Source organism: Haloarchaeobius amylolyticus (assembly GCF_042678045.1).
Taxonomy (GTDB): Archaea; Halobacteriota; Halobacteria; order Halobacteriales; family Natrialbaceae; genus Natrinema; species Natrinema amylolyticus_A.
In genome coordinates, this window is the sequence record NZ_JBHUDI010000006.1 from 189,316 (window position 1) to 214,069 (window position 24,754).

At 57.4% G+C, this 24,754-nt stretch carries 15 protein-coding genes and 2 pseudogenes; 8 read left to right on the forward strand and 9 right to left on the reverse strand.

Features of this window, described 5'->3' with window-relative positions; genetic code table 11:
• Window positions 1–194: 194 nt before the first annotated feature.
• On the forward strand, window positions 195–1,370 hold the full coding sequence (locus tag ACFR99_RS12235; protein WP_390287748.1) for a glycosyltransferase family 61 protein: 1,176 nt from the start codon (window positions 195–197) through the stop codon (window positions 1,368–1,370).
• Between the two features lie 156 nt (window positions 1,371–1,526).
• On the opposite strand, the gene ACFR99_RS12240 is transcribed toward ACFR99_RS12235, so the two are convergent.
• Window positions 1,527–3,080: a flippase gene (locus ACFR99_RS12240; RefSeq protein WP_390287750.1), complete on the reverse strand. Its 1,554-nt coding sequence runs from the start codon at window positions 3,078–3,080 to the stop codon at window positions 1,527–1,529.
• A 395-nt stretch (window positions 3,081–3,475) separates the two neighbouring features.
• On the opposite strand from ACFR99_RS12240, the gene ACFR99_RS12245 reads away from it, so the two are divergent.
• Window positions 3,476–4,483, forward strand: coding sequence for a sugar phosphate nucleotidyltransferase (locus tag ACFR99_RS12245; RefSeq protein ID WP_390287752.1), 1,008 nt, complete (start codon window positions 3,476–3,478; stop codon window positions 4,481–4,483).
• A 290-nt stretch (window positions 4,484–4,773) separates the two neighbouring features.
• Here the strand turns inward: ACFR99_RS12245 and ACFR99_RS12250 are convergent.
• From ACFR99_RS12250 to ACFR99_RS12265, 4 genes and pseudogenes are all read right to left on the reverse strand, one after another.
• Window positions 4,774–5,465: pseudogene (locus tag ACFR99_RS12250) on the reverse strand (transposase); the annotation flags it as partial.
• 79 nt (window positions 5,466–5,544) lie between these two features.
• A complete protein-coding gene (locus ACFR99_RS12255; RefSeq protein ID WP_390287754.1) occupies window positions 5,545–7,362 on the reverse strand; it encodes a DUF6541 family protein in 1,818 nt (605 codons plus the stop codon).
• Window positions 7,363–7,699: 337 nt separating this feature from the next.
• A pseudogene (locus ACFR99_RS12260) lies at window positions 7,700–8,527 on the reverse strand (IS5 family transposase).
• A gap of 218 nt (window positions 8,528–8,745) precedes the next feature.
• On the reverse strand, window positions 8,746–10,026 hold the full coding sequence (locus ACFR99_RS12265) for a DUF1616 domain-containing protein (protein ID WP_390287756.1): 1,281 nt from the start codon (window positions 10,024–10,026) through the stop codon (window positions 8,746–8,748).
• 118 nt (window positions 10,027–10,144) lie between these two features.
• Here ACFR99_RS12265 and ACFR99_RS12270 point away from each other — a divergent pair, with 118 nt between their 5' ends.
• Together ACFR99_RS12270 and ACFR99_RS12275 are read left to right on the forward strand one after the other, a co-directional pair.
• A complete protein-coding gene (locus ACFR99_RS12270) occupies window positions 10,145–10,729 on the forward strand; it encodes a metal-dependent hydrolase (protein WP_390287758.1) in 585 nt (194 codons plus the stop codon).
• Between the two features lie 236 nt (window positions 10,730–10,965).
• Window positions 10,966–11,976: a lipid II:glycine glycyltransferase FemX gene (locus tag ACFR99_RS12275; RefSeq protein ID WP_390287760.1), complete on the forward strand. Its 1,011-nt coding sequence runs from the start codon at window positions 10,966–10,968 to the stop codon at window positions 11,974–11,976.
• A gap of 58 nt (window positions 11,977–12,034) precedes the next feature.
• On the opposite strand, the gene ACFR99_RS12280 is transcribed toward ACFR99_RS12275, so the two are convergent.
• From ACFR99_RS12280 to ACFR99_RS12290, 3 genes are all read right to left on the reverse strand, one after another.
• On the reverse strand, window positions 12,035–13,285 hold the full coding sequence (locus ACFR99_RS12280) for an RNA-guided endonuclease InsQ/TnpB family protein (RefSeq protein WP_390287762.1): 1,251 nt from the start codon (window positions 13,283–13,285) through the stop codon (window positions 12,035–12,037).
• A 259-nt stretch (window positions 13,286–13,544) separates the two neighbouring features.
• The gene (locus ACFR99_RS12285) at window positions 13,545–14,642 is read right to left on the reverse strand and encodes a GNAT family N-acetyltransferase (RefSeq protein WP_390287764.1); all 1,098 of its coding nucleotides are present in this window, start codon (window positions 14,640–14,642) and stop codon (window positions 13,545–13,547) included.
• Window positions 14,635–15,564, reverse strand: a complete 930-nt coding sequence (locus ACFR99_RS12290) for a polysaccharide deacetylase family protein (protein ID WP_390287766.1) — start codon at window positions 15,562–15,564, stop codon at window positions 14,635–14,637. Before ACFR99_RS12290 ends, ACFR99_RS12285 begins: the two co-directional genes overlap by 8 nt.
• 371 nt (window positions 15,565–15,935) lie before the next feature.
• On the opposite strand from ACFR99_RS12290, the gene ACFR99_RS12295 reads away from it, so the two are divergent.
• Entirely contained in the window at window positions 15,936–17,549 is a 1,614-nt protein-coding gene (locus tag ACFR99_RS12295; RefSeq protein ID WP_390287768.1) for an alkaline phosphatase family protein, read from the forward strand.
• A 94-nt stretch (window positions 17,550–17,643) separates the two neighbouring features.
• On the opposite strand, the gene ACFR99_RS12300 is transcribed toward ACFR99_RS12295, so the two are convergent.
• Window positions 17,644–18,951, reverse strand: coding sequence for a hypothetical protein (locus tag ACFR99_RS12300; RefSeq protein ID WP_390287770.1), 1,308 nt, complete (start codon window positions 18,949–18,951; stop codon window positions 17,644–17,646).
• 286 nt (window positions 18,952–19,237) lie between these two features.
• Here ACFR99_RS12300 and ACFR99_RS12305 point away from each other — a divergent pair, with 286 nt between their 5' ends.
• The 3 genes from ACFR99_RS12305 to ACFR99_RS12315 all read left to right on the forward strand — a co-directional run bounded on the left by ACFR99_RS12305 (window position 19,238) and on the right by ACFR99_RS12315 (window position 24,673).
• The gene (locus tag ACFR99_RS12305) at window positions 19,238–21,031 is read left to right on the forward strand and encodes a hypothetical protein (protein ID WP_390287772.1); all 1,794 of its coding nucleotides are present in this window, start codon (window positions 19,238–19,240) and stop codon (window positions 21,029–21,031) included.
• Between the two features lie 413 nt (window positions 21,032–21,444).
• On the forward strand, window positions 21,445–22,395 hold the full coding sequence (locus ACFR99_RS12310) for a hypothetical protein (protein WP_390287774.1): 951 nt from the start codon (window positions 21,445–21,447) through the stop codon (window positions 22,393–22,395).
• A gap of 466 nt (window positions 22,396–22,861) precedes the next feature.
• On the forward strand, window positions 22,862–24,673 hold the full coding sequence (locus ACFR99_RS12315) for a hypothetical protein (protein ID WP_390287776.1): 1,812 nt from the start codon (window positions 22,862–22,864) through the stop codon (window positions 24,671–24,673).
• Window positions 24,674–24,754 lie beyond the last annotated feature (81 nt).

Sequence of the window (24,754 nt, forward strand, 5' to 3'; positions counted from 1 at the left end):
TTTGAGCATGCGATTCTAAATTCGTTATTGGATTTCGACTCAGCAGATTTGTTCGGAAAGAGCTTCAGTTCGTCAATTAATCACAAACAGGATTCGCTACCACACTGGCGAACAAAAGCGGTGAGCCACGTTTGCGGTGAAGGCTGAGGTAAACGCGAACATAGTAAAGATATCCGTTGTAGTGATGTCTTTCAATGAAAGTGAAAACACTTGGTCGTCGGCTCGGTGAGCGCGGCTTCTCACATGCGACAAAACTAGTTGGAATGAAACACAGTCAAATAACGCGGAGTGAGTTATATAATTTATTTGTGCAGAACGATTCGTTGATTAGTTATGGCGAGTTCGAATCAGTGACAGTCCCAAAGCCCGATGCTTACAATGAGAAGTTGGCAGATATGGATCGATGGGTCGGCACACACACGATTTCGAAACCGTTCGTAGGCATCGTCCACGATGCACGACTCGTCGGTTCACCACCGCTAGCGTTCACCGGGTCGAAATATATCGCGGATGCGTCCGTAAGCCGTAACGTTCAGACACTCAACATCATAAACTCGGCGAGTGAAATGCCGAGACGTGTTGTATCCGGAAACACTCAGAGCGAGCGAATCGAGGAAGCGGTGCTCCTGCATCACAGCTGGGTTGATGGATACTTCCACTGGGTCGCTGAAACCCTGACACGGCTGGAAGGAGTCGAACGATATACGTCCAAAACTGGACGCCGACCAAAGTTGATCGTCGGGCCGGAACTAAACTCGTTCCAGCGACAATCGTTGGCGCTGCTTGGCTATGGTGAGGACGATCTCATAAATTGGCGATCCGCATACTGTACAGTCGATCGACTCGTGGTGCCTTCGATGCGCCGAGAGATTGATCCACCTAATCCATCACCCTTCTCACATAGTTGGTTGCGATCACAACTTCGCCAGCAGGCACTCGACGAAGTCGATACGACACAGTTCTCCGACCGAGTATACATAAGCCGTCGCGATGCAGCAAGTCGCCGTGTCAGCAACGATGCCGAAGTAAACGCTATGCTCGAGAGATATGACTTCGAATCATATGAGCTATCAGATATGTGCGTGCAAGAGACGATCGCCTTGTTCGCACAGGCAGACTGTATTGTCGGCCCACACGGTGCAGGGTTTACCGATTTGAGTTACACCAACGATGCAGCCGTGGTTGAATTGATGCCACGCGATAGAATAAACGGGATCTATTTCATGCTCGCAAAACAGGTCGGTGACTGGTATGGGTATCTTGTCTGTGATCGGCCTAATCAACGGGATGTAGTTGTCGAAACGGAGCAGCTCAAGTCAATACTCAAGGCAGCACTCGAACGGGACTGCCGGAGGGCTAGCACTCGGTAGGCTTGTTTTCACATTGATCGCCGGGTGTGGTGTGAAGGGACACTGATGTCTGGATCAATATTGCGATAGTGATCATCGTACTCGCGAGATCCAAGTCGGTAGTTTGTCACGAGGTCTCAGACACCGAGAGTTGTTCCAGTCTATTTGAGATGTGTGTCAATCGACAGAAAACGAGTCAATCCGCTCATGGGTTGTGTCCGGCATCCATCGACGAATAAACGGGATGGTGATCCCAGTTTTCGCCTCAAAGAGATCTATCACGACGACATCGTCTGGTTCAAAGGCGCCGACAAATCCAACAACTACAAGAGCAGCGGTACCAACCGCAATCAGGGCCGGAACGAACGTAACAGCGGAGAGTGTGAGCCATGTCGAGAAAACTGTCGCAATCGGCAATAACACGACAGGGAGAGATATATAACAACGGATCGCCGCAGCAGAGAACGGAGTCGTATCATACCTAATTACGAGTATTCCGCAGAAGATCGTATGAACAGTAATCAGTGAGATCGTAGACGCAATACCAGCACCAAGAAAGCCATACCGTGGAATGAGAACGAGATTGACGATTACATTGATGAACAAACTGATGATGTTCCCAACAGCGATCCAGGTCGTTGCGCCGACTGCAGAGAGTGTCTCTCGATCACGTCCTGCGGCGACACTAAAGAAAAATCCGGTGGCGATAATCGGGAGCACAGTGGCTGCATCGGTATAGGTGGTGCCGAAAAAGATAGAAATCATATCTCGAGGGAAGACGACCAACAGAAGAAAGAGCGGGAATGTGACGATGAATACCCATTTCGTTGACGTCGCATAGATGGCATCGATCATATCTTGATTTCCATCCGCGTCGAGCCGCGAGGCGATGGGCAGATAGAGGAATCCAAACGCGGAGAGGGCGACAGTGAGTCCAGTGGCAAGCGGATAGGCCGCGTTATATAGGCCAACCTCATACGAACTTCTGAAATAACCGAGCATCAGAGTATCCGTCTGAATAAGCACAACACCGATGACATTCGAGACGACCAGCGGCACAGAGAAGGAGAGCAGTTCTCTCACGCGAGTGTTGTATCGGCCACGCAGTGGCATGAATTGGCTGAACAAATAGATGGCAGCAATAGATGTCAGCATCGCGGCAACGAGGTAGGCAGCACCCGCTGCAACGATTCCCATTCCCAAACCGATCAACAATGCGATGAGAGCGATTCGAAGAGCAGGATAAAGAAAATTCTGAATGACTGTTCGATAGACTGTATTTTCGTATCCACGTATACCTGCAACGGCGATTCGAAATCCAACAGTAAACGGAAGCGAGAGTGCGAGCAGGCGAACGAACGGGACTGCAGTATCAGTCTCAAATAAATGTACAACGAACACATCTGCAAAGAGGAAAGTCGAACCACCGATAATCACCGACAGGACGGTCGATATAAATAGCCCGCTCATCCAGACACCGCGCCGATCTTCAACAGCATCATACCGCGGGAGGTATCGTGAAACCCCTTGCGGGCAGCCAGCTAACGCGACCGTCAGAGTGAACATCATGAGTGCAATTCCAATACTCACCTCTCCATAGGCATCCGGCGAAAGCAGTCGCCCGATTACGATCCGCTCGCCTAAGTTTGCGACGGTGCTTACGATGCCACCGACCATGACGAGCGCTGCGCTCGAGAGTAACGCCGATAGTTCGTGCTCTCGGTCGGCCATTAGTTTATGCGTTCAGTAGTCCGGCCAGACGGTAATGCGACAGCAAGCGGTCCTACTGAAACAGCCTCAAACACGGTCTGTGCAATTCGTTGGTGAAGTCGGCACGAGCGTGGCATGTTGAATAAAGGAGGGATGATCAGTCGACACATTATGTCGATCAACTGCACGAGCCGTCTTTGTTATCAATCAGTTTCCAAGTAAGTAACAGACCCGTTCCGAACGCCCAACAGCTATCGTCATGTTCGGACGGCCTACTGTTCGTTCCACCATGAACGGTTTTCCCCTTTCCCAGGCCAGTTCATACCGTGTTCGGGTAACACCGATCACATACTGTGTAGTCCATAATCAGTAGTCCGCACATTACATTATGAAAGAATATAAGTATCACAAACACGATGAAAGCAGTCATTCTCGCTGGTGGTTACGCGACGCGGCTCTGGCCGATAACGAAAAATAGACCGAAAATGTTTCTTCCGATCGGATGTCATACAGTGATCGATCATATTTTTGCCGAACTCGAGAGAGACGACCGAATCGAAGAGGTGTACGTCAGCACAAATGAGGAGTTCGCGGATGACTTCGACACGCACATTACCGAGAGCACGTTCGAGAAACCACGCCTCTCGATCGAGGAAACAACCAGCGAAGACGAGAAACCCGGCGTCGTCAGCGCACTCGCACAGCTCGTCGATCGAGAGGAAATCGACGACGACCTTTTGGTTATCGCGGGGGACAACCTCCTCAGTTTTCATATCAGCAGCTTCATCGACTTCTTTCAAACGGTTGCATCACCGTCAGTCGCAGCGTATGATGTTCGATCGAGGGAGCGAGCTACATCCTACGGTGTTCTCGAGCTTAAAGATGGCCTCGTGACGGACTTTCAAGAAAAGCCCACGGATCCTACCAGCACGCTCGTCTCGATCGGTTGTTACGGGTTCCCCGCTGCGACGCTCGAGTCACTACAAGACTACCTCAAGCAGGGGAACAATCCTGATGAGCCTGGCTGGTTCATTCAGTGGCTTCATGATAAAACAGATGTCCGTGCCTTCACGTTCGATGAGGCATGGTTCGACATCGGGACACGGGAGAGTTATCTTTCTGCGCTGGCTTGGCAACTCGATGACGGCCCTCATGTCGCGTCGAGTGCGACGGTCCGTGGTTCGGACCTCGGCGAGAACGTCATGGTGATGGCCGGTTCAGAGATCATTGATGCGACACTCCACAACGTGGTCGTATTCCCTGAGACGGCAGTTTGTGAGTGTGACATACGCTCGTCGATTATTGATAGCAATGTCGAACTTGTGGGACTCACACTTCGAGAATCGTTGGTAGACTCACACACGCAAATTCTGAACGATCGATCCCAAAGCACCGAACGCGCCGCATGGAGATCTTCGATATAGAGTCACTAACATCATGTTCCCACCATTTAATGGACAATCGTCTGATCACTACTGAACGCAAATCACACCAGATCGCACGACGGCTATGTCATCAGGTGTGAATCGCTTCAGTTGGTACTAAAAGCTTCAGAGAGGGGGGGTGAGATTATCTGTAGCGAGCCATACCACACACTGCTGTGAGCGCTAGTCGGGCACGGGATAACTGTGGTCTGTCACTGATTTCACGGATCTTGATCAGCAGTCAAACGCGTGAATAAACCGGCAGAGCGCTATTCGTCGTCACCTTCTCTGGACGTCTCTGCCCATTGCGTGTAGCTGTTCGTCTGGTTGAGCGCGTTGTGTGCTACAGCCATCAGTTTCGATCTACGACGATGAACACGATAATCGAGATCGTACGCGGACAGTTCGTATTCGGTGTGCCAGTCCTGGAAACCGTTGTCGGCGACGACGGCCCGCAGGTCGTCCGCGTTCCGGCGGACGACCCGCGGGCCAGCCTTCGTATCGTGTTCACGCTCGATACAACAATGTACGTCCAGCACTGCCAATGACTTTGTATCGGTCAATGTCGTCGCTTTGATCGTCGTGACCGTCCGGTTCTGCCGTTGGAGGTAGTACTGCGAGGCTTGGTCACTTTCGAAGAATCTGCTGTCCAAGGCGGCGTGTCCAGACTGGCGGAGTTGCTGCGCAGAGATGCGCAGCAACGCCCGCCACACGTACATCGCGTATCGGTCTAGAGAGTGGTAGAACGTCGTTGGATCAGGCAACGCCTCGGGATGAATGCCGAGGCGGTCGCATACCTCCAGCATAAGTCCGAGTCGATCAACAAGTTCCGTGAACGTGTGGCCTTCTTCCGAATACAATGAGCAACAATGTGTGCTTCGCGGGGAAGCCCGCCTGACTCGGGCTTCCCCGCATGATTCCCCAACGCTTGTTTTGCTACGCGTAGTGCCTTTTCAACGGGGTCAAGGAGTGCGACTGCCATAATCGGCTTCTTGACCTCGTTCTCTCAAACCAGTACCGACCAAACTCGACGCTGTCGGCCATTTTCAATAGAGCAAAAATTATGAGTCTGCTGTGCCAGCATCGACGTAGTAGAGATCGAACTCGCCGTTCGATTGAATTCGACTGACACCCGGCTGTGTGCCGATAGCATTGAGTTCTTGCTCGGAGTACCGAAGTTCACGGTATGCGTCTACTTCACGTTCATAATCAGCTTGCGTAAGTGCAAGATAGCGACCATCATCGGACTGGCTTTGAACTCCATTTTCAATTGCCTCGTCAGACAGACCCTGATAGAGTCGCATTCGCTCCTCATTACCATGAATTGCGTCATGAATTCGGTTCGGGCCGTCACGCAACCCCACAAACGTGATCGCTTCGTCCTGAGAGTCGAACGCCGATTGATAGCCGTTGAAATGCTGCTCGGAGACGTGGGGTGATGCATTATAGGTGTACGGTGACGGGAAAACGGCTACAAGGGAGAGAACCAGCAGAAGAGCGAACCCAACAGTTAGCATTGAGCGACCGGACCGACTTTGACTCGGCCCGGATCTCGTTACAATCCTATAGATCGCGATCGAACCAAGTACGGTAACAAATACCATCATCAACCCGAATACGCGGAAATACATTTTCGACCCGGCAGCGAAAAAGTATGCTAGGAACACGGGTCCGAGCGCAAAGAGGGCAACAGCAAAGTATGCCGTCTCGATAGGCATTTGCTTGAGCCACTGTGACTTTCCAGATAACACTGCGCTGAGGGCAAGACCACCCGCAAGCAGCGAAAAGACGAGTTGCGGGAGGAACAACTTGAGAAAGATTTCAGTCAGACTTCCGCCGATCGCCGCCAGCGATGCACTCTGTGAACCAACTGTGTCCCCCACTGCGCCACCCTCTCTGAAGAGGAATTCGACTACTGAACCGAGAAAGTACTCCATCGTTCCGGCGAAGAAGCCATAATTTGAGCTCCATACCAAGAACACCGCGATCAGAAACAACGTCTGTCCGTATACGGAAGTCTGTTCGGTGACCCGACTACTACTGACAGTCCGTCGAGCAAAGTACTGGACGGCACAGATACCCAGCAATGCGATGATCAGATGAGCGGCGAGCTGTGGATGATAGAGAACGGCTGCAACCGAGGAGAGTGCAAGCGCGACGCCGACAGCGGAAAGTATCGATCCACATTGATCGGTGCCAAGGTACTTTGTGAGCAGGAAGAGCAGCACGGGCGAAAACAACACTGCCTGTGACATCGCGTGGGCTGATAGGTACATCGATATTGTCGTAATTGGCAACAACAGAAATGCCGAAAACGCAGCAATCGCTGCTGCCCGATCATCTGGGACGATTGTCAAGACGCAGAGAGGAATGAATAGACAAAATAGAAGTACGGCAAGAAAAGCGACAAAGAGCATCGATCGCGAGAGAGAAATTCCGATCGTTGAACTGATGAACACCGTTACTGTGTGAATCCCTGGATAAAACAGGTCGAATGGGAGAAACGTTCCCTCACGTATTCCTCGAGCCCATCCAAGATGTGTTAACGCATCGTGATGTCCATAGAATCGATATCCGCGGATAATCGGCATCCCGATGAAAACAGCAAACACAAGGCCACCCAGCACGACCGCGAGTGATCGGCTGCTTCGATCGCGGCTCGTCTCCGAGAACGGAACGAACACGACTGCGAGTGAAACGCTCAGCGCGATCAACAGACCCACCCAGACCACTCGGGGAGTCATCGTGTATATTGACAGCTCGTACCCTGTCGCCGGGTTGGCGTGTGCACTGAGCGTGCTCACACTGACAGCGAGAAAAGCAATCGCGAGCGCCAGTTTCCGGAACGGGTCGTCATCAGCCGCATAGTGAGGTGACATTCGAACTGACCTGACGTTTACTGAACGTCTCCCTTGTTATTCACCGACTGCTGATCGTAAGTCCAGACGTATATTCATCGCAGAAATTACGAAGGCGACGGCGAGTTCTTCAGAAGTCGAAAAGACGGAGAACAGCGGATAGTATTATTCTCACCCACTGCCAGATGATTCACACGATATCGAAGGCAATGATACTACGGAACGCCTCGTCCGTCATTGGTCACGTCAACCCAGAGGTACCCGACGAAACGAGTTCTCCCGACTCGTTTTTGATGAGCGATCGGAGACTCGTATACTGTTCGCCCGACTGTATTGAATCGCCATACGGCGTTGGATTTCACTGTTTGACGGCCTGCTTGATGTTATAGACGACACACATCAAGGCAATTTCACGAAACTCTCGATACCAGGACGCGCTCGCACGGCGTAGCCGAGCGAGCGCTTGACGGCTGAATTGACGGTTTCGATCATTGACTGCTGAGCGTACCGATCTTCGTCAATATGGGCGTTGTGTGCGTGATCGTACAGAGCGAAGATCCGGTGTTTGATCAGTGGGCGAATGTCGAGTTCACGCAGTCGTTCTCAGAGTTGTTGCTTGTCATAGCCTTTGTCAGCAGCAAGCGACCGCAGATCGCCCGCATTCCGGTGGGCGATCTGCTCGGCGAGGTCTGCGTCACTCCTTCTAACGTCGTCGAACAGTGGAGATCGAGAACGGCTTGCGTTGCTGTATCGACGAGTTTTGTGGCTTTGACGTTTGAACGCGGTAATTCGTTTGGTGGCAGTAGTGGCGGCTCGCACGATCACGTTCGTAGAATGTTGCGTCGATAGCAGCGTGTTCGGATGGATCGTGTAGCTGCGCCGACTGGCGCAGCAACACTCGACAGACGCTCATACTGATCTGATCGAACGCCTTACACAACGTGGATGGTGAGGGGAGATAGGCCGCGATGAGGCCGATCTCCCCGGTTATTTGTGGCATCTCCTTGAGCAGGTCAATCGTCATTCGGCAGGACGCATCGAGGTAAATCCACAGACAGTGCAGGGAAACAAGGGCATAGTCGGCGAATCCGCCGCCCCGGAAGGTGGCGGCAGATTCGTCTCCATCACCAGTGACTCCTTGAGCGATCGGGACAACCTCCCCAATGAAGTGGGAGATTTGGGTCATGGACAACTCGACTCTCCCGCATCAACTCCTTTGATTTAGCGACCTATCCTGACTCCGTCTAGTGATTCAACACAGCCGTTCGCCCTGTTGCGGTGAGACGAGTTCATAACCGACTGTCGTCAGCGCGAGCACCATGCCGAGAACGAGCACGACGCTGACCGCGACATATAGCGTCGATTTCGCACCGAATATCGCCGTGTGAGTGGCCTCAAGCCGTCTCAGACGGCGTCACTTCCGCCAGTCACGTCGTCTCCCGTTGCCTCCTCATCCGTCGCTTCGTCGTCGCTCGCCGCTGCTTCATCACCTTCGTCGGCCGTCTCATCATCATCGCTTCCATCCTCGGTTTCGTCGGCTGATTCAGTTTCACCGTCGGTATCAGCAGTTCCTTCGTCGTCGAGCACGCCGTCGAACGGATCGTCATCCACGGCAGTATCACCAGATCCGTCCTCACCACTGCCGGCTTCAGAATCGGGACTGTCGGATCCGGTTATTGTTGTCCAGAAGTACGCCTGCCGATACGCGTTTTCGAGCGTCGGTTCCTCCGGTGCTCCATCAGGATACAGCAGGACAGCAATTCGAACGGTTCCCTCCTCGGTCGTTGGTGTGACAGTGTGATCGACGTAGTCAGTCGTCCCCCGGTCGAGTTGCGTATCAGTCCGTTGTAACTCCGTACGTTCGACCAGTTCACCGTCAACAAACCGTTGTTCCTGCACGACGACGGTATAGGTCATCTCCTGTTGTTCTTGGTTCTCGACACCAACGACAAACGGGACCGACTCACCAGGTTCTATTTCCGACGGGTATCCAGAGGCAACGAGTTCTCCCGACTCGCTTTCGGTGAGCAATCGGAGGCTCGTATACTGTTCGCCCTGTTGCGGTGAGACGAGTGCATACCCGACCGTCGTCAGCGAGAGCACCATGCTGAGCACGAGCACGACGTTGACGACGACACGTAACGTCGATTTCGCACCGAATATCGCGGTATGAGCCGCCTCGAGTCGTCGACCGAGTCCGATCCGATAGCGATCGGCTGCAGGGACGGAGAGCCGTCGAACGGCCGCGAGACTCGCGCCGACGACAGAAAAGCAGGCCACTGCACTACTGACGACTGGACCAGTGAACCCCAACGGTGTCACAGCGATGACCAGCCCGAGGAGTGGCAAGAGCGCGAAACTCAGTCCGAACGAGAGCGCCACTCGCTCGACGTCGGTTAGCGTCTGCGTTTGTCTGACGAGCTGCCGGATACCAGATTGCGATTTCTGCGCTGGCGCCGATCGGGGAAAGAGCGCCGAAACGGTCACGTAGCCTGGCACGAGAAACAAGAGCGGAAATCCGACCGCTGCACGAACCACCGATGACGACACGTCAGTGACACCTAAGAGTACGGTCGCGACGACGGTGAATACCACGACACCGACCAGATCGACCGGGACCGCTGTAGCGAGGCGTTTGCTTCGCCGACGCAGGGTCGAACCAGACTGAAACGGAAGGCCTTTCATTGTACTTGGCAGTTATCGGTCGCTCGCTTCCCCTAGCCATTGTTACTTGTTAGATAACGAGTCCGAACGGCTGCGTATCATCTCCATTACCAATAGCGGCATCGACGTGTGCAGATCCATGTGGCCGTGGGAGCACGCGATTTTTGCGTACGTCATCTATTCGGTGTTCTGTCATACGTACTATCAGACCGCACCTGGCGAGTACGAAACAGCGATCGTCCTGGTCGCGTCTGTTCTGCCGGACGTGGTCGACAAAACGTTGGCCTGGCAGTTCGACGTGTTTCACTCCGGCTACGCGCTCGCTCACTCGATATTCATCACTGTCCCACTCGTGATCATTGCGGGACTGGTCGCTCGAGAGTACGGTCGACCCACGCTCGGACTCGCGTTCGCCATCGGGTATCCGCTGCATCTCGTCGGCGACGTGATCCCTATCTACATCTCGAGCGGCGAGTGGACGATCCACCACCTCCTCTGGCCGGTCGTCATCATCGAGGGTCGCAATCACGGCGGCCTACTCGAGGGATTCCGTCACAACTTCGGCCCATATTTCGCGGAGGTGCTTGCACTCGAGCCGACGCCCTACCTGGTCGTGCAACTCGGGATCGCCCTCGCGGCAATCGGACTCTGGATCATCGACGGCTGGCCGGGCTGTCGGCTCGTCGTTCGGTGGAACCGACTACTGTACAAGCGGCTGAGTTGAGGGCTCGGTAGCGACGACACGATATCGACAGCGTACCCGTTACCGACGGGGTAGGACCATCGTAACGTGTATTGTCGACACCGACCGGTACCGTAGCTGGCGAGATGATCGAGCCTGTCTCGCAGTGATTTCGGAAACAAGTTGCTTACAAAGTAACTCTGCCGCGAGGCGACACCTATGGACTGCGTTGTGAGTGGCCAACCGAGTCAGCTGACCGACGGCGGGGGATCGCACCGATGAGTATCGACATCCGCGTCGCGACCGAGGACGACCGCGAGCGGTGGAACGGATACGTCGAACGATCGCCACAGGGGACACTGTGTCACGAACTCGAGGCACTGCGGGTCCAGGCGGACCATGCCGGTGCGACGTTGCACCCGCTGATCGGGTTCAAGGGACAGGAGCCGGTCGGGCTCTTTCCCGTCTTCGAGATCAAAAAGCAGTTCGTGACAACGGCGTTCTCGCCGCCACCGCATCTCCGCGTGCCGTATCTCGGGCCGGCGTTTCTGAACATGGGGAAGTTGAAACAGCGAAAGCGTGAGCGGCGGCGACAGCGGTTCATGGACGGCTGCTTCGAGTGGATCGAGACCGAACTGAACCCGAAGTACAGCCACGTCCGTACCGCGACGGCTTTCGCGGACGCACGCTCGTTCAAGTGGCAGGCGTACGACGTGACCCCGGAGTACACCTACGTGGTCGACCTCGAGCGAGACGAAGACGACCTGCTGATGGCCTTCAGCAGCGACGCACGGAGCAACGTTCGGAACGCAGACGACGACGCCTACGAGATCGAAATCGGCGGCCCCGAAGAGATCCGCCTGATTCACGAGCAGGTCCAGAATCGATACGAATCCCAGGGAATTAGCTTCGACGTGCCGGTCGAGTTCGTCCTCGATCTCGCAGAGCGGTCGCCGAACGGCCACGTTCGCCCGTACACACTCCGCGTCGACGACGAGTTCGTCGGCGGCATCCTGGCTCTCGAGTACGGCGACACCACCGGGCGGTGGATGGGTGGCGTCCGGACCGACGCCGACGTCGACCTCCCGACGAACGACCTGCTCGACTGGGCGATCATGCAAGACGGACTCGAGCGCGGGCTCGAGACGTACGACCTCGTCGGTGCCGATACACGTCGGATCAACCGGTATAAAGCGAAGTTCAACCCCGAGTTGCAGACGTACTATAGCCTCGAGAACGGGAAATGGGGAGCCCGACAGATCGCATCTCTCTATAACTCTGTTAAGTGACATCCTCCGCGCCGTAAACGGCGCGGCTTCCCGTACCGCAGGTGGGATATTTGCTGGTCTACGACACGACCTGTTCTCTCGTCTGAAACGTCCCGCTCTCGCGGTCGAACAGGTGTACCGAGGGCTGTGCCACACAGCCGTTACTCCTATCCTCACCGTGAGGACTCGGAGTTATCTTCTGGCGCATATTCTCCGCCCCATTACAATCCGCGTTGGCTACCAATTCACACGACGAACAAACGTACAGGCCACGTTCGACCCGGTTTGACTTCGTGTCGTCGCCACAGTGCGAGCAGGTCTTCGAAGTGTCCCACTCGTTCTCCTTCAGCACCTCGACGCCACGTCTCTCGCCTTTGTAGTTGAGGTACTGGTAGATGCGGTCGAATGCCCACGAGTGCAACTTCTTGTTCCCCGTCTTCCCCCAGTCGGACTCACGCACATCTTCAGGCCAACTCACCGCGAGCGTGCCAACACCGCGTTCGACACATTCAGTGATGAGGGCGTCCGTGAGAACGTGGTAGAACTGTGTCTCACGGTCAGCGAGCTTTCTCCGTGCCCACATCGACTTCTCTGATGGGCCGTTCTCACCTTCAGTATCGTATTCAGCTCGGGTGAAGTAGTGCTTGTCCTGCTTGAGCGAGTTGCCGGGGTACAGGACGTACTCGTTCGGGAAGGCGACCGTAGCAATGTTCGTGATGCCGAGATCGATGCCTGCTACGCCGTCACCTGCTGAATCCGCGGTTTCGAGTTCGACTTTGCAGACGAAGTGCAGCTCCCATTCGTCGCCGTTCCAGACCGCACGAACGTTCTGTACCTTGTTGACTTCTGAGAGGTCGACGTCTGGCCGGGTCTGGTACTCACAAAGAATGAAGTCCGACCAGTTCTCTTTCAGGTTCGACCCTTTCGAGAGTCTGACTCGGTTATTTTCGGGGTCGTGTTTGAAGCCGTCTGCTTTGAACGTGACCGTACTACGTGGTCGTTCATCGCCGTGTTTGCGGTAGCCGGGCGGATTCGCCGTCTCGTCGGTCTGTCGTAGATCGAACCACGACTGGAAAGCGTCAGAAAGTTCTTCGATGACTTTCTGACTGGATTGTGCGTTTAGGTCTTTCCAGCACGCTTGGTTCTTCATGTACGCTTTGAGCGTCCCTTCATCGGGAATCTCGCCGATTTCATCCCAGATGCGGTCGGCTGTCCAGCGTGCGACGTTCCAGATCTTCGAGGCGGCGTCTCCGAGCAAATCCAGCTCATCGCAGACCTGTCGCTGGTTCTGAATGGAACCAACAGAGGTGCGAGTGACCTGGATCGCCATACATAGCCTATATAAATAATCCAACTTAGTGGTGTGGATTCACGGTGAATATCCAGCTTGCCATCGACTGTGGATTGTATAGTCGAGTGACGCGATTCACGCCCGGCGTAAACGCCGGGATTCTCTCGCTGTTCAAAGATAGCTCGACCTCGAGAGATTCTCGGCCCACGATACCTCGATTGTCCAGAATCGATGGCCGACTTTTCAAACAGGTTCGTTACGTCGGTATCATTGGACGGGAACCGACGGCTTCCCAGACTCAATTCCTGTCGTGGCTGATGAACGTCGTCTCCCAATTCCTCGCATCGTCTATCGCTTTCCCACCGATGGTCCACTGTGATTCGGCATCCGAGAGCGGACGGACCATCAACGTCGTCGTTTCTGTAATCGGTGAGAGTGGCGGCTTGCTGTCCGGAAGGAACCCTCGCTTCAGTAGTACGTCATCGTGAATCGAATTACCCAGCGCGACGATCAGATCGGCTGTCTGGTTGTCTTCGAGAACGGCGGATAGAAGCCGATCAAGGACGGCAGCCGACTCACCGTCCACGGATAGAACGTCGACGATCATCGTCTTCGTGAGGTCGGCGGACCTGTCCGTTCCGGTAATCATCGCAGCGACATCCCGATTGTCCGACGTCGCAATATACACTTCGTACTCCCAGTTTGGGTTCCGAAACCGCCACTGCAGGAACTGCTCGTCCCGGACCACGTGAAACCCATCCGGGACGGCTTCACGGTAGAGCGACTCGAGGCACTCGGCTGGGATCGTCTCGTGGCGTCGAACAGTGACCCCTGGTTCCGCCGCATCTGAAAGGAAGTCTCGGACAGCCAGATATCCCTTCGCGACTGGGGAGACAACGCTCGAAGCGAGTTCAATCACACCTCTGTTACCGGTTGCTCCCGCGACTGCGGCTGGATCGTGGATCCGGTAGTATAATTCTTTTTCCGCGGTTATCCGCCATCCGAGCTTCTGATTACCGGAGCGGGTTTTACTGTTTGGAAAATTGAAACAGAGCTCGGGTTCTCCATTTCGGTACCCCTCGATCGCTGCCTCAGTCATTCGGGTGAACAGTCCCTTTCGTCTGTGTGCCTCGTGAACCATCGTATCACAGGGCTGTAACGCGAGGATCGTCCCCTGTCCCGTCCAAAGCGGGAGCGCGAAAAACGACCGAGCGCCGACGATTTCGTCCGCCACGACTGCGACGTAGATGGGAACGTGATCGACGTACGGATTGTCGCGGTACTTCCACTGGAACCACTCTTCGTCCGGACGAGTCCCAAACACGTCGGCATACAACGACAGGTATCCCTCGAGATCCCCTTCGCGGAATCGCCGTATCGTGTACGTCTCAGTCATCGTCCGTTTCGACGCGTCGTGCGATGTCTTCTGTCTCTGCTGGGTTCGTGATATCCTCCTCCGAGACTCGCTGCGCGACATCGGCCATCGTCTCAACGGAAAGCAGCCCTTGATCCCGCTTGTCAGCGATGTACGAGAGAACCTGCCGAAGGCGGTCGAAGTCGGATTTCCGAACGAGGTTGTTCGGATGAAGCCAGATATGGAAGACGCCTTCGCGTTCCGTCACAGCGTCGATGCCCATTTTCGCCTGTCTGACGACCGGATCCTCGCCAACCGATTGGGCGAGTCGACGGGCGATGCCCTCGAACGAGAAGAGATCGAGCGACGCCGGAATATCGACGAGACCGTGTTCGTCTACGACCGGTCGAACGAGCGGTGGCGGCGTATCGCCGCCGGTGTAGGTCGCGAATTTCGCGAAAGGATAGAGCGACGACCCGTCGTACCAACGCGGAGGTGATGCCCCCCGATACGCTTCGAATCCATGTCGGGAGAGAACGTCCCGAAAGCCGACGACGTTTCGTGGGAAAACGAATGACGAAAAAGATAGTCCCCGTTCGTGAGCGATGGCGTTACAGCGTCGTACCTCAGCTGTCGCGATTTCGGTTGTGATTTGATTCCGGTCGAAAACAACATGCGAGAACGAGTGACACCCGAGTTCGTGATCGGTATCTGCGTCTATGATCTCCTCGACAAGAGGCAAGCCGAACCACTGCTCGCTCTCGGTTTCGTCACCGCCCGGATCGGCACTGAACCAGCCGAACTCCGAAGCCGGATGATCTCGATGAGTCCCCTCGCACTCATCAAGTAACAGGTGACCGACGATGGCCCACGTCGCGGGTATCGAGTAGCTGTCGAACAGTTCGATAGCCCGCTGCCATCCCGTGCGGGCGTTCCGGATCCGCTGTTCGGGTGGTGACTCCAAATCGTGAAATCCCCAAGCAAGCTCGGAATCGAGAGAGACGACGACAGTTCCCATATTACATAGAAACTCATTGGAAGACGTTAGTTACGGGGCAGTTATACTGTTAGTAGCTTATAATCAGGATAGGAACACCTCCCCGAGATGGTTGTTAGCCCGTGGCGAGTGTATGGGAGATATCGAACATAGACGGCGTCTTTCTATAGTGACGAGTGAAACGATTTACATACTGATCGAATAGATGTCGCGTGATCAGGTGCGCACTGACTTTCAGTGGCTACTATCGACAACAGGTCAGGTGAGTCCATTCGCGAATCCGTTTAGTGACGTAATTAAACCAATAACAAATGGTGGGTCTATTGGATCCGTCAGTAATGGACGACGGTTCTTCCCTCCAAACGCTCCTCGTCGGCATCGATGCTGCCTGCGATCGAGTACTGGCACCGCTGTTCGAAGACAACGAGGTACCCACACTCGAGTCGATCTATCGGACCGGAACGAGCGGGGCCCTCGAATCCCAGATTCCGCCGTGGACGGCCTCGGCGTGGCCGTCACTCTATACGGGGATGAACCCCGGCAAACACGGCGTCTACGGCTTTCTCTCGTTCGACGGTTACGACTGGGACGTCGTCAACGCGACTGACGTTCGCGAGCGAGCGCTCTGGGAGTTGCTCGATCGCCACGATGTGACGAGCGTGGTCGTCAACGTCCCGGTCACGTATCCGCCACGGGCGTTCGATGGCGCACTGATCCCGGGCTACACCGCGCCGGAGGATCCGGACTGTCATCCCGACGGCGTGCTCGAGGACGTCCGGGATGCGATCGGCGAGTACCGCGTGTATCCCGATGACGATGCCACTGACCTCGGGCAGTCTTATAGTGATTGCGTGCGCACGCGAGGAGAGGCGTTTCGTTATCTCGCCGATCGGTTCGATCCCGAATTCGGGTTCGTCGAGTTCCAGGCGACCGATTCGATCTTCCACAAGCGACCTGAGGACGACGCGGCGATCCGCGCCATCTACCGCGAGGTCGACCGGCAGCTCGACGAGATCCTCGAGGCCCACGAGCCGGCAAACGTGATCGTCGCCAGCGACCACGGGATGGGGCCGTACGACGGCCACGAGTTCCGGGTCAACGAGTACCTCCGCGAGGCAGGGTTCGTCGAGACCAAACGCGGCGGAAGCGGAATGCCGACGTGGGCGACAGTTCGCGACGATAATCTCAAGGAAGGGAAGGATGCGACGGAGTACGAGCGCGGTGCCACCGAGCGGGCGATGGCAGCCGCCGCGAAGGTGGGCCTCACGAGCCAGCGACTGGGGGCCGCCCTCGAGCGCCTCGGGCTCGACGACCTCGTCGCGGCGTACGCCCCGGCCGGACTCGTCAGCGCGGGAGCGACGCAGGTCGATTTCCATGACTCGGCCGCGTACGTGCGCTCGCGAATCGAACTCGGCGTTCGGATCAATCTCGAGGGGCGCGAACCCGATGGCGTCGTCCCGCCGGCAGAATACGACGACGTCCGAGAACGGCTCATCGACGCCTTACGAGCGGTCACGACGCCCGATGGCGAGCCGGTCTTCGAAGCCGTTCGCCCCCGCGAGGGGTACTTCCACGGCCCCGAGAGCGACCACGCCGTCGACATTGTCACCGTCCCGGCAGACTTCGAGCACTTCATCTCGGCGACGCTACGAGACGAACAGTTCGGCCCGCCGAGCGAGCCCTGGAATCACAAGCTCGAGGGGACGGTCGCGGCCGCTGGCGACGATATCGACCACGCCGCCGGCGTCGGCGACGCTCACCTCTTCGACATCGCGCCGACCGTCCTCGCGACGCTCGGTGTGCCGGCCGACGAACGGATGGATGGCGAGCCACTCCCGTGTGTCGAGGCTGCCGGAACGCGCCAGTATCCGCGGTTCGAGGGAGATCGGTCAGTCGACACGGCCGACGAGGGCGTCGAAAAACGACTCGCGGATCTGGGCTATCTCGAGTGATACGGTCTACTGTAAATCATTGCCGGTGCAACCGCGACCGCCCTGCGGTTGCACCAGTAAATCGTTACAGCAAATCGTATGACGGGCTGTCGTGCTACCGGTCAGAGCGGATGAGCTGTAGGCCGGCTTTTGCCGTCCGCCACGCCGGATACACCGTGCTATAGACGCTGTTCGGCGTGTTTCTCGCACCGACCCAGAAGAGCCGATGAGTCAACGGCGGCTCGGACGACGAGACGAGATCGTCTAAATCGACAGTCTCGAGCCACTCGAAGAAGGTCCGTTCGGCCGATGTCGTGGGCTCGGTCTCGCGTGCGCGCTCGCGAATGTCGGCCCACATGTGGCGCTCGTCCTGACCGAGCACCCAGTCGCCGCGCTCGAGCGATCGCCGGAGATCGTGATAGTCCGCGTCCGAGAACGGGTAGCCGTGAGCCGACGGCTCGAGTTCCGACAGGCGGAGTCCAACAGCAGTACGGTAACACTTTTCACACTCGCCGCAGTTGCCGTCCATTCGGTCGTTACAGGTCTGCAACTGGAGGTCCGGATCCTCGTCGCGGACGTAGTTGGCGATGACGTCGAGGCGTTCCTGGCGGGTGAGTTCGTAGGCGTCGTGCTGACACATCGTGCCGGTCCAGCGGACGTGGTCGTCGATATCGGGCCGAGAGCCCCACTCGAGATCGATGCCCTCCCAGTGGGTCGCGGCGACGTAGAGATCTGTCATCCCGCGTGCGTAGGCCATCGGCGCACAGAGCCCCAGCAGTCCGAGGCCGTGGCCGACGGAGCTGTACCAGCCGCCGTCGACGTAGCGTTTGTAGTGGGCCAGCAGCATGGGATGGTCGAGAAACGAGAGCATGTTCGACTCGACGAAGGCCGTCTCGCAGCCGTGGTCGGCGGCGAACCGCGAGACGCGCTCGCGGAGGGAATCCCACTTGTCGTCGTCGGCCGCGTCCGGCGTGATCGTCCAGCCCCGAACGCTGATCAGCGTCGGTGACTCTTCGCGGTGGCGGACGTACGAACACGTCGAGTCGACGCCGCCGGTAAACAGCAGGCCGCTCTCGTCGCCGGGTTCGGGCTCGGGCTCGATCGTTCGGCGCGCGTAGAGCGTCCCTCCCTCGAGGAAGTCGTACATCCCACACAGCGACGCCTGGACGTCCTCGAGCGCCCGGGCGAACGTCGCGTCGACCTCGTCGACGTAGACGTCGGCTCCGTTGGCCCACGCGACCGGACAGACCTGTGCGAGGACCGGAATGGCGAGCACGCCGTCGGGGACGTCGGCGATCGGCACGTCGTAGCTGGTTCGGAACGGTTCGCCGGTAACGAACCGCTCGAGGTCGGCCGAGGTGCGGACCGAACACTCGAGGCGGCCGTCGTGGACTGAAATCTCGTCGATGATGATCGATGACATAGGGGTACGGTCGGGTCGTCCGGACTGGATCACGACCGGCTACAAAAATCATCAGAACCGTTGAACGGTCGAGCGCAGAGAAGGCGAGCTGTAGGCACGCAACCGCTACGACAGGGACAGCATATCGGGCACGCGCGAGGCCTGTGACAGTCGCTCACAGCGTTGTGCGAGCGACGACGACGGCTGTGTTCGCCAGGTATGATCCCTATAACAATTCATCGCAGCCCCGACGACTGGGGCAATACATGCGTCTCGAGAGTGGTTCGGCCGCGCCGGGTGATAGCCCATGAGACGATCGACGATCGATGTGACGGTCGCGGTCGGCTTTCTCGCGGTTGCGATCGGGCTCCTCGTGGCGAGAGCGAATCCCGCGACTGCCTACGAGCCGTCGATTTACGTGGGGACCCCGACGATCACGTGGGCCAGTTTCGCGCTCGCGCTCGCGATCGCCGTCGGAACGACGCTGGTCTGTCGCGGTCGCCAGCAGGGCGTCGGGATCGGCCTCGGCGCGTTTACGGTCACGGCGATCGTGAGCCTGCCGCTGGTCCGGAACTATCGCTTCGCCGGAATGGGCGATGCGCTCACGCATCTGGGGCTAGCACGGGACATCGTCACCGGCGCAACCCAACCGCACGAACTCTTCTATCCCGGACTGCACGCGATCGCGACGGTGTTTCATTTCCTCGCTGGAGTCTCGATCGAGCGTGGTCTCCTGATCGGCATGGTCGTCCTGTTCGTTCCCTTCGTCGTCTTCGTCCCGCTGGTCGTCCGCGGGATGGGGGCCAGCGGGGTCGCGGTCGGCCTCGCGGCGATCGTCTCCTGGATGGTGTTGCCGGTCAACAACATCGCGACGCACATGGCCGTCCACACTAACTCGAACGCGTTGTTTCTCGTTCCGGCTGTTCTCTTCGCGATCGTCACGTACCTCCGGCGACGTGCGACGATCGAACGGCTCCCCCTCGATGTGTCGCCGTTTAGTGCCCTCATCGTTCTCACCGGGTTCGCGCTCCTGGTAATCCATCCCCAGCAGATGGTCAACGTCGTCGTCCTCATCGGCGCGATAAGCGGCGTCCAGTATCTCGCCCGACGACGCTTCGACGACCACCCGATGCTTGAGCATCCGACGACCTACGTCCACACGGTCTCGCTTGGTGCCCTCTTTGGCCTCTGGGCGCTCGGCAACGAGCGGTTCAGGCAGGCCACCGCCGCACTCGTCACTGGGCTCCTCTCCCAGGATATCGGCGGGAGCTCGACGGTCAACCAGCGCGGGACGTCGTTGACCGAGATCGGTGGGAGCCTGACCGAGCTGTTCGTGAAGATGTTCCTCGACAAGGCCATCATCGCCCTCATCGTCGGGCTGTTCATCCTAGTCGTCTGGCTCCGTCGGACGAGCCTCGACGACGAGCCCAGATCGTTCGTCAACTACGTCTCGCTCTCGCTGTTCCCGCTTACCGGCATGTTTTTCGTCTACTTCCTCGGGACGCCGACGATGGCGTTCCGGCAGGTCGGCTTTATTTACGTGCTCCTGACGATCCTCGCCGGGATTGCCCTCGCGCGGCTCGTCGGCGGTCTCTCGGGTATAATCACGAGGCCGGGCGCGAACGCGGTCGTCGCGCTGGTACTCAGTGCCTGTCTCGTGCTCGGGCTGCTGACGGTGTTTACGTCGCCGATGATCTACAACCCCAGCCAGCACGTGACCGACGAAATGATGAGTGGCTACGAGGACGCGTTGGAACACGGAAACGAGAGCGTTCCCTACGCTGGCATGGGCTACGACCCATACCGATACGATCACGGGCTCAATGGAGTCGCCGGCGGGGCCAATACTGTCGGTGGCGCGTCGGCTGCCACCGGTACCGTCAACGCTAGCGTGTTCTCGGAGGGCAACTACACCGGTGCCTACCCCTCCGACGAGTACTACTTCGTCTACACGGAGTGGGACCGGACCAAAGAGATCGACATCTACCAGGAGCTCAACTACGACCACGCCGCACTCGAGGGACTCGACAGAGATCCGAACACGAACAAGGTCGTCTCGAACGACGAGTTCAAAATGTACGTGGTCAACGGCACGGCGTGACATCGCCGTCTGATCGGAACGCCATCGAACGCCACACGCAGACAGCAGATGTGAATGCGCTCGCGTTCCAGGCGATCGACCGGGGCACTCGTCGGCCGCTCATTCGTCTGTAACTACATATTGGGCCGTCGAAGATCAGTGCTGGCCATGTGAAACAGTTGCTTACACTACGAAACAGTAGGATCACGTCGCAGCGAATTCGAGGGCGAAACGGCTTCTTCTCGGTGTATAACTGAATTACTCGAGGAACGCTCCGGTTTCGTCGTTGCTTTCGGTCGATATTTCGTTCGTAACTTCGAGAACGAATTGTACTGAATTGTTCAATATTATGTACCGATCGAAACAGATTCTGAAAATATTGGCGATAGCAGCAAGAAAAAGTTTATGAGCGTAAGGTGGTGTTACGGAATTGTATGGCGCAGAATCCCCGTACGTCCGAAACGGAATCTACTCCGAATACAGGCCGTAACTCCGGATTAACCCGCCGCAACTACGTTCGCTCGCTCGCCGCAGTGGCGACCGCGACGACTGCGATCAGCGGGGCCGGCTCCGCTGCGGCCGCGGACGATTACGAGGTCATCGAAGCCCAGGGACAGACGATCACTATCGACGCCGGCGAGACCTGGGAGAACAAGCTCATCGACATGACGACCGGCAAAGACATCGTCATCACCGCCCACAGCAGCGACTGGACGATCCGAAACATCGGATTCAAGGGCGAGAACAGTTCTGGGACCGGCTCTGCCACCTTCGGCATCTCCGACACTGCCGGCGGCACCTGTACCGTCGAAAACATCTACCTCGGCGACGGTGCGAGCACGGGCAACGGTAACCCGAACGGGCACGGCCAGACCGCCTTCTGGGTCGCCCCCGACCACTCCGGTCACATCGACTTCACGAACGTCAACATCCAGGGCTTCGCGGACAACGCGATCTACGGCTCCGCACCCGGGAACAAAGGTGGCGGGACGATCCACATCGACAACAGTTTCGCCGCGAACTGTTATGTCTCCCACTTCCGACTGGCCACTGAAGGCAGCAAGATCACGAACTCCAGTGTCTACGTCGACAACAGTGAGGGCTACGTCGGCCGCGGCATCTGGGCATGGGCCCCCGGGACGATCGAGGTCGAGAACTGCCAGATCGAAATGAACGGCCAGAACACTGCCATCGACGCCGGTGCGAACGGCAACCCGACCGAGGTCGTCGTCAAAAAATCCGACTACGACGAACAGGCGGGTATCGCCGAACACGCCGGTTCGAACGTCAAACTCGGCGACGACGTCGGGACCAGCCCCGAGGCAGTCATCCCGGATGGCGTCCCGACCTCCCCCGAAGAAGCTGCGTCTGGCGCGTCGAACTGAAGTTACTTCTGCATCGAGCTACCGCACGACTGTAGCCCTGCTGACGTAAGCCCTCCGTCGATCAGTCCCCGCTGACGCGACTACTCTCCCCAGCGCGGATCACTCCGTCCCCTCCACGACCCGCGCTGGCGCATCACGCTATTTTCGTTTCCCTCCCGGCTTCGGAACGCTCGTTCTCGTCCGAGCAGCTCGGACTCTCCCGCTCGAGCGGCTGTAATTGAACCGCCACGATTCGGGTAATACTGTTTTACTCGGGACCAGCGCTCGAGGCCGGGCGAGTTCCGGTGCTGCTGGTGTGGTAATATAGTATTACCAGCAAGGAGAGTGGAATATTATCCGAATTCAAATTTCGGCGTTTTCTCCCACACAATCATGTATAACTTCTACAGATAATAGATACAGTCTGTAAATTTTAGGCTCTAGAATTGGGAAAGTTTATCTGGGTAGTCTCATATTACCCGATTGCATGGCACGCGACCTTTCGGAACTGGATGACGAGTCGTCGTTCTCTCCTGACGAAGAGACGATCGACGACGGTGGTAACAGCGAATTACTACATCGACGATCGTACCTGAAGGTGGCCGGCGCGACGACCGCCGCGGCGACGCTGACAGGAGCGGCGAGTGCTGCAGGCGATGACTACGAGGTCATCGAAGCACGCGGACAGACGATCCGGGTCGGTCAGGGTGAAACCTTCGAGAACAAACTTATCGACTTCACCACCGGTGAGAGTTTCCTGATCTACGTCGACGGCGCAAACTCCGTGATTCGGAACATCGGGTTCAAGGGACTCTACCGGGGAGACTCGTTCATTATCTCGATCAAGGCCGGCCAGGGCGACATCCTCTTCGAAAACATCTATCTCGGAGACGGTGCGACGAAGGAAGGCGCCGATTTCGTACACGGCCCCGGTGCCGTCTTCATGCACAAAGGCAGTCAGGCGGACCTCACGTTCCGCAACTGCAACGTGCAGGGATTCCCGAACAACGGCTTCTACTGTTCTAACACACCCTACGGCGGCAGCGTCCGCTTCGAGAGCTGTTTCGGCAAGAACAACGGCGTCACCACCTTCCGGTGTGGCAGCGAAGACGACGAAATTGTCAACTGTGTCGCCTACAACGACAACACCGACTACGGACGCGGCTACGGTGGCTACAACGAGACCAACGGCCGACCAGTCTGGGTCTGGAACGGCGGCACGGTGACGATCCGCGACTCGCATTTCGCCGATGGTCCCTACTCGTACGCGCTCGTGGCCGGCGCAAACGGCTCCCCCGGCAGCGTCGACTTCCAGAGCGGCGGCTACCGCGGCACTATCCAGCGCACGAGCGGCTCGACGGTGTCCATCGACAGTGATGTCTCGAGAAACCCTGATCTTTCGATTCCCGACGGCGTCCCGACATCGCCCGAGGAGGCCGCGTCCGGCTCCGGTGGTACAGGTTCGAGCAGCGGCTCGAACGACACGGACGCGGGCGACGAACCGGAATTGTCGAACCTGCTGCTCGTCGACGGCAGTCCGTCGGACGCGACGCGATACGAGGTGACCGTCAGCGGCGAACTCGAGCCCTCGAACGCCGAGGGAGCCTCGATCGACGCCGAAGATACGATCGACGGCTCGACCGTACAGGGCAGCGTCGCCGACTGGAAAGACGCCTTCCGCTTTTCGGGCGAACTCGAGGAACTCACCGTCGACGGGCCCGGTTCGGTGCTCGTCAACGGCGAGGCCGTCGACCCGGCCGACTACGGCGAAGCGCTGCCCCACGTTCTGGAGGTTGCGGGCCGCGGGACGCCGACGAGCTACGAGATCACGGTCGACGGCACGATCGAACTCGCATCGACTGACGATCCGGCAGCAGAAGCGACGACGATCTCGGGCTCGACTGTTCAGAGTTCGCTCACTGAGGAGACACAGACCTTCCAGTTCTCGGGGGCGCTGACTGACGTCACCTTCACTGACGGCACCGCTGACGTCACGCTCGACGACGAATCGATCGACCCGAGCGAGTACGGCGACACCGAACTGCCACCCCACGCGCTCGTGATCGACGGCACCGACACCGACGGACCGAGTACGTACGCCTTCGATATTGACGGCACGGTCGTCAAATCCACCTATCGGGACGCCTCGATCGACGACGGCGACGTCCTCGAGGGGACGACCGCCCGTGGCGGCGTCGACAACTGGCTCGACGCCTACTGGTTCGACGGCGACATTACCGACTTCCGACTGTGTGGCGATGCGAGCGTCGACGTTCAGTACAACGCGCGGAATCAGTGACGAAGCGGATTGAAACAGTACACACGACTCTCGACGGTGCGCTCTCATCACCGATTTGCGTGAAAAGGCCCCCGCGCCGAG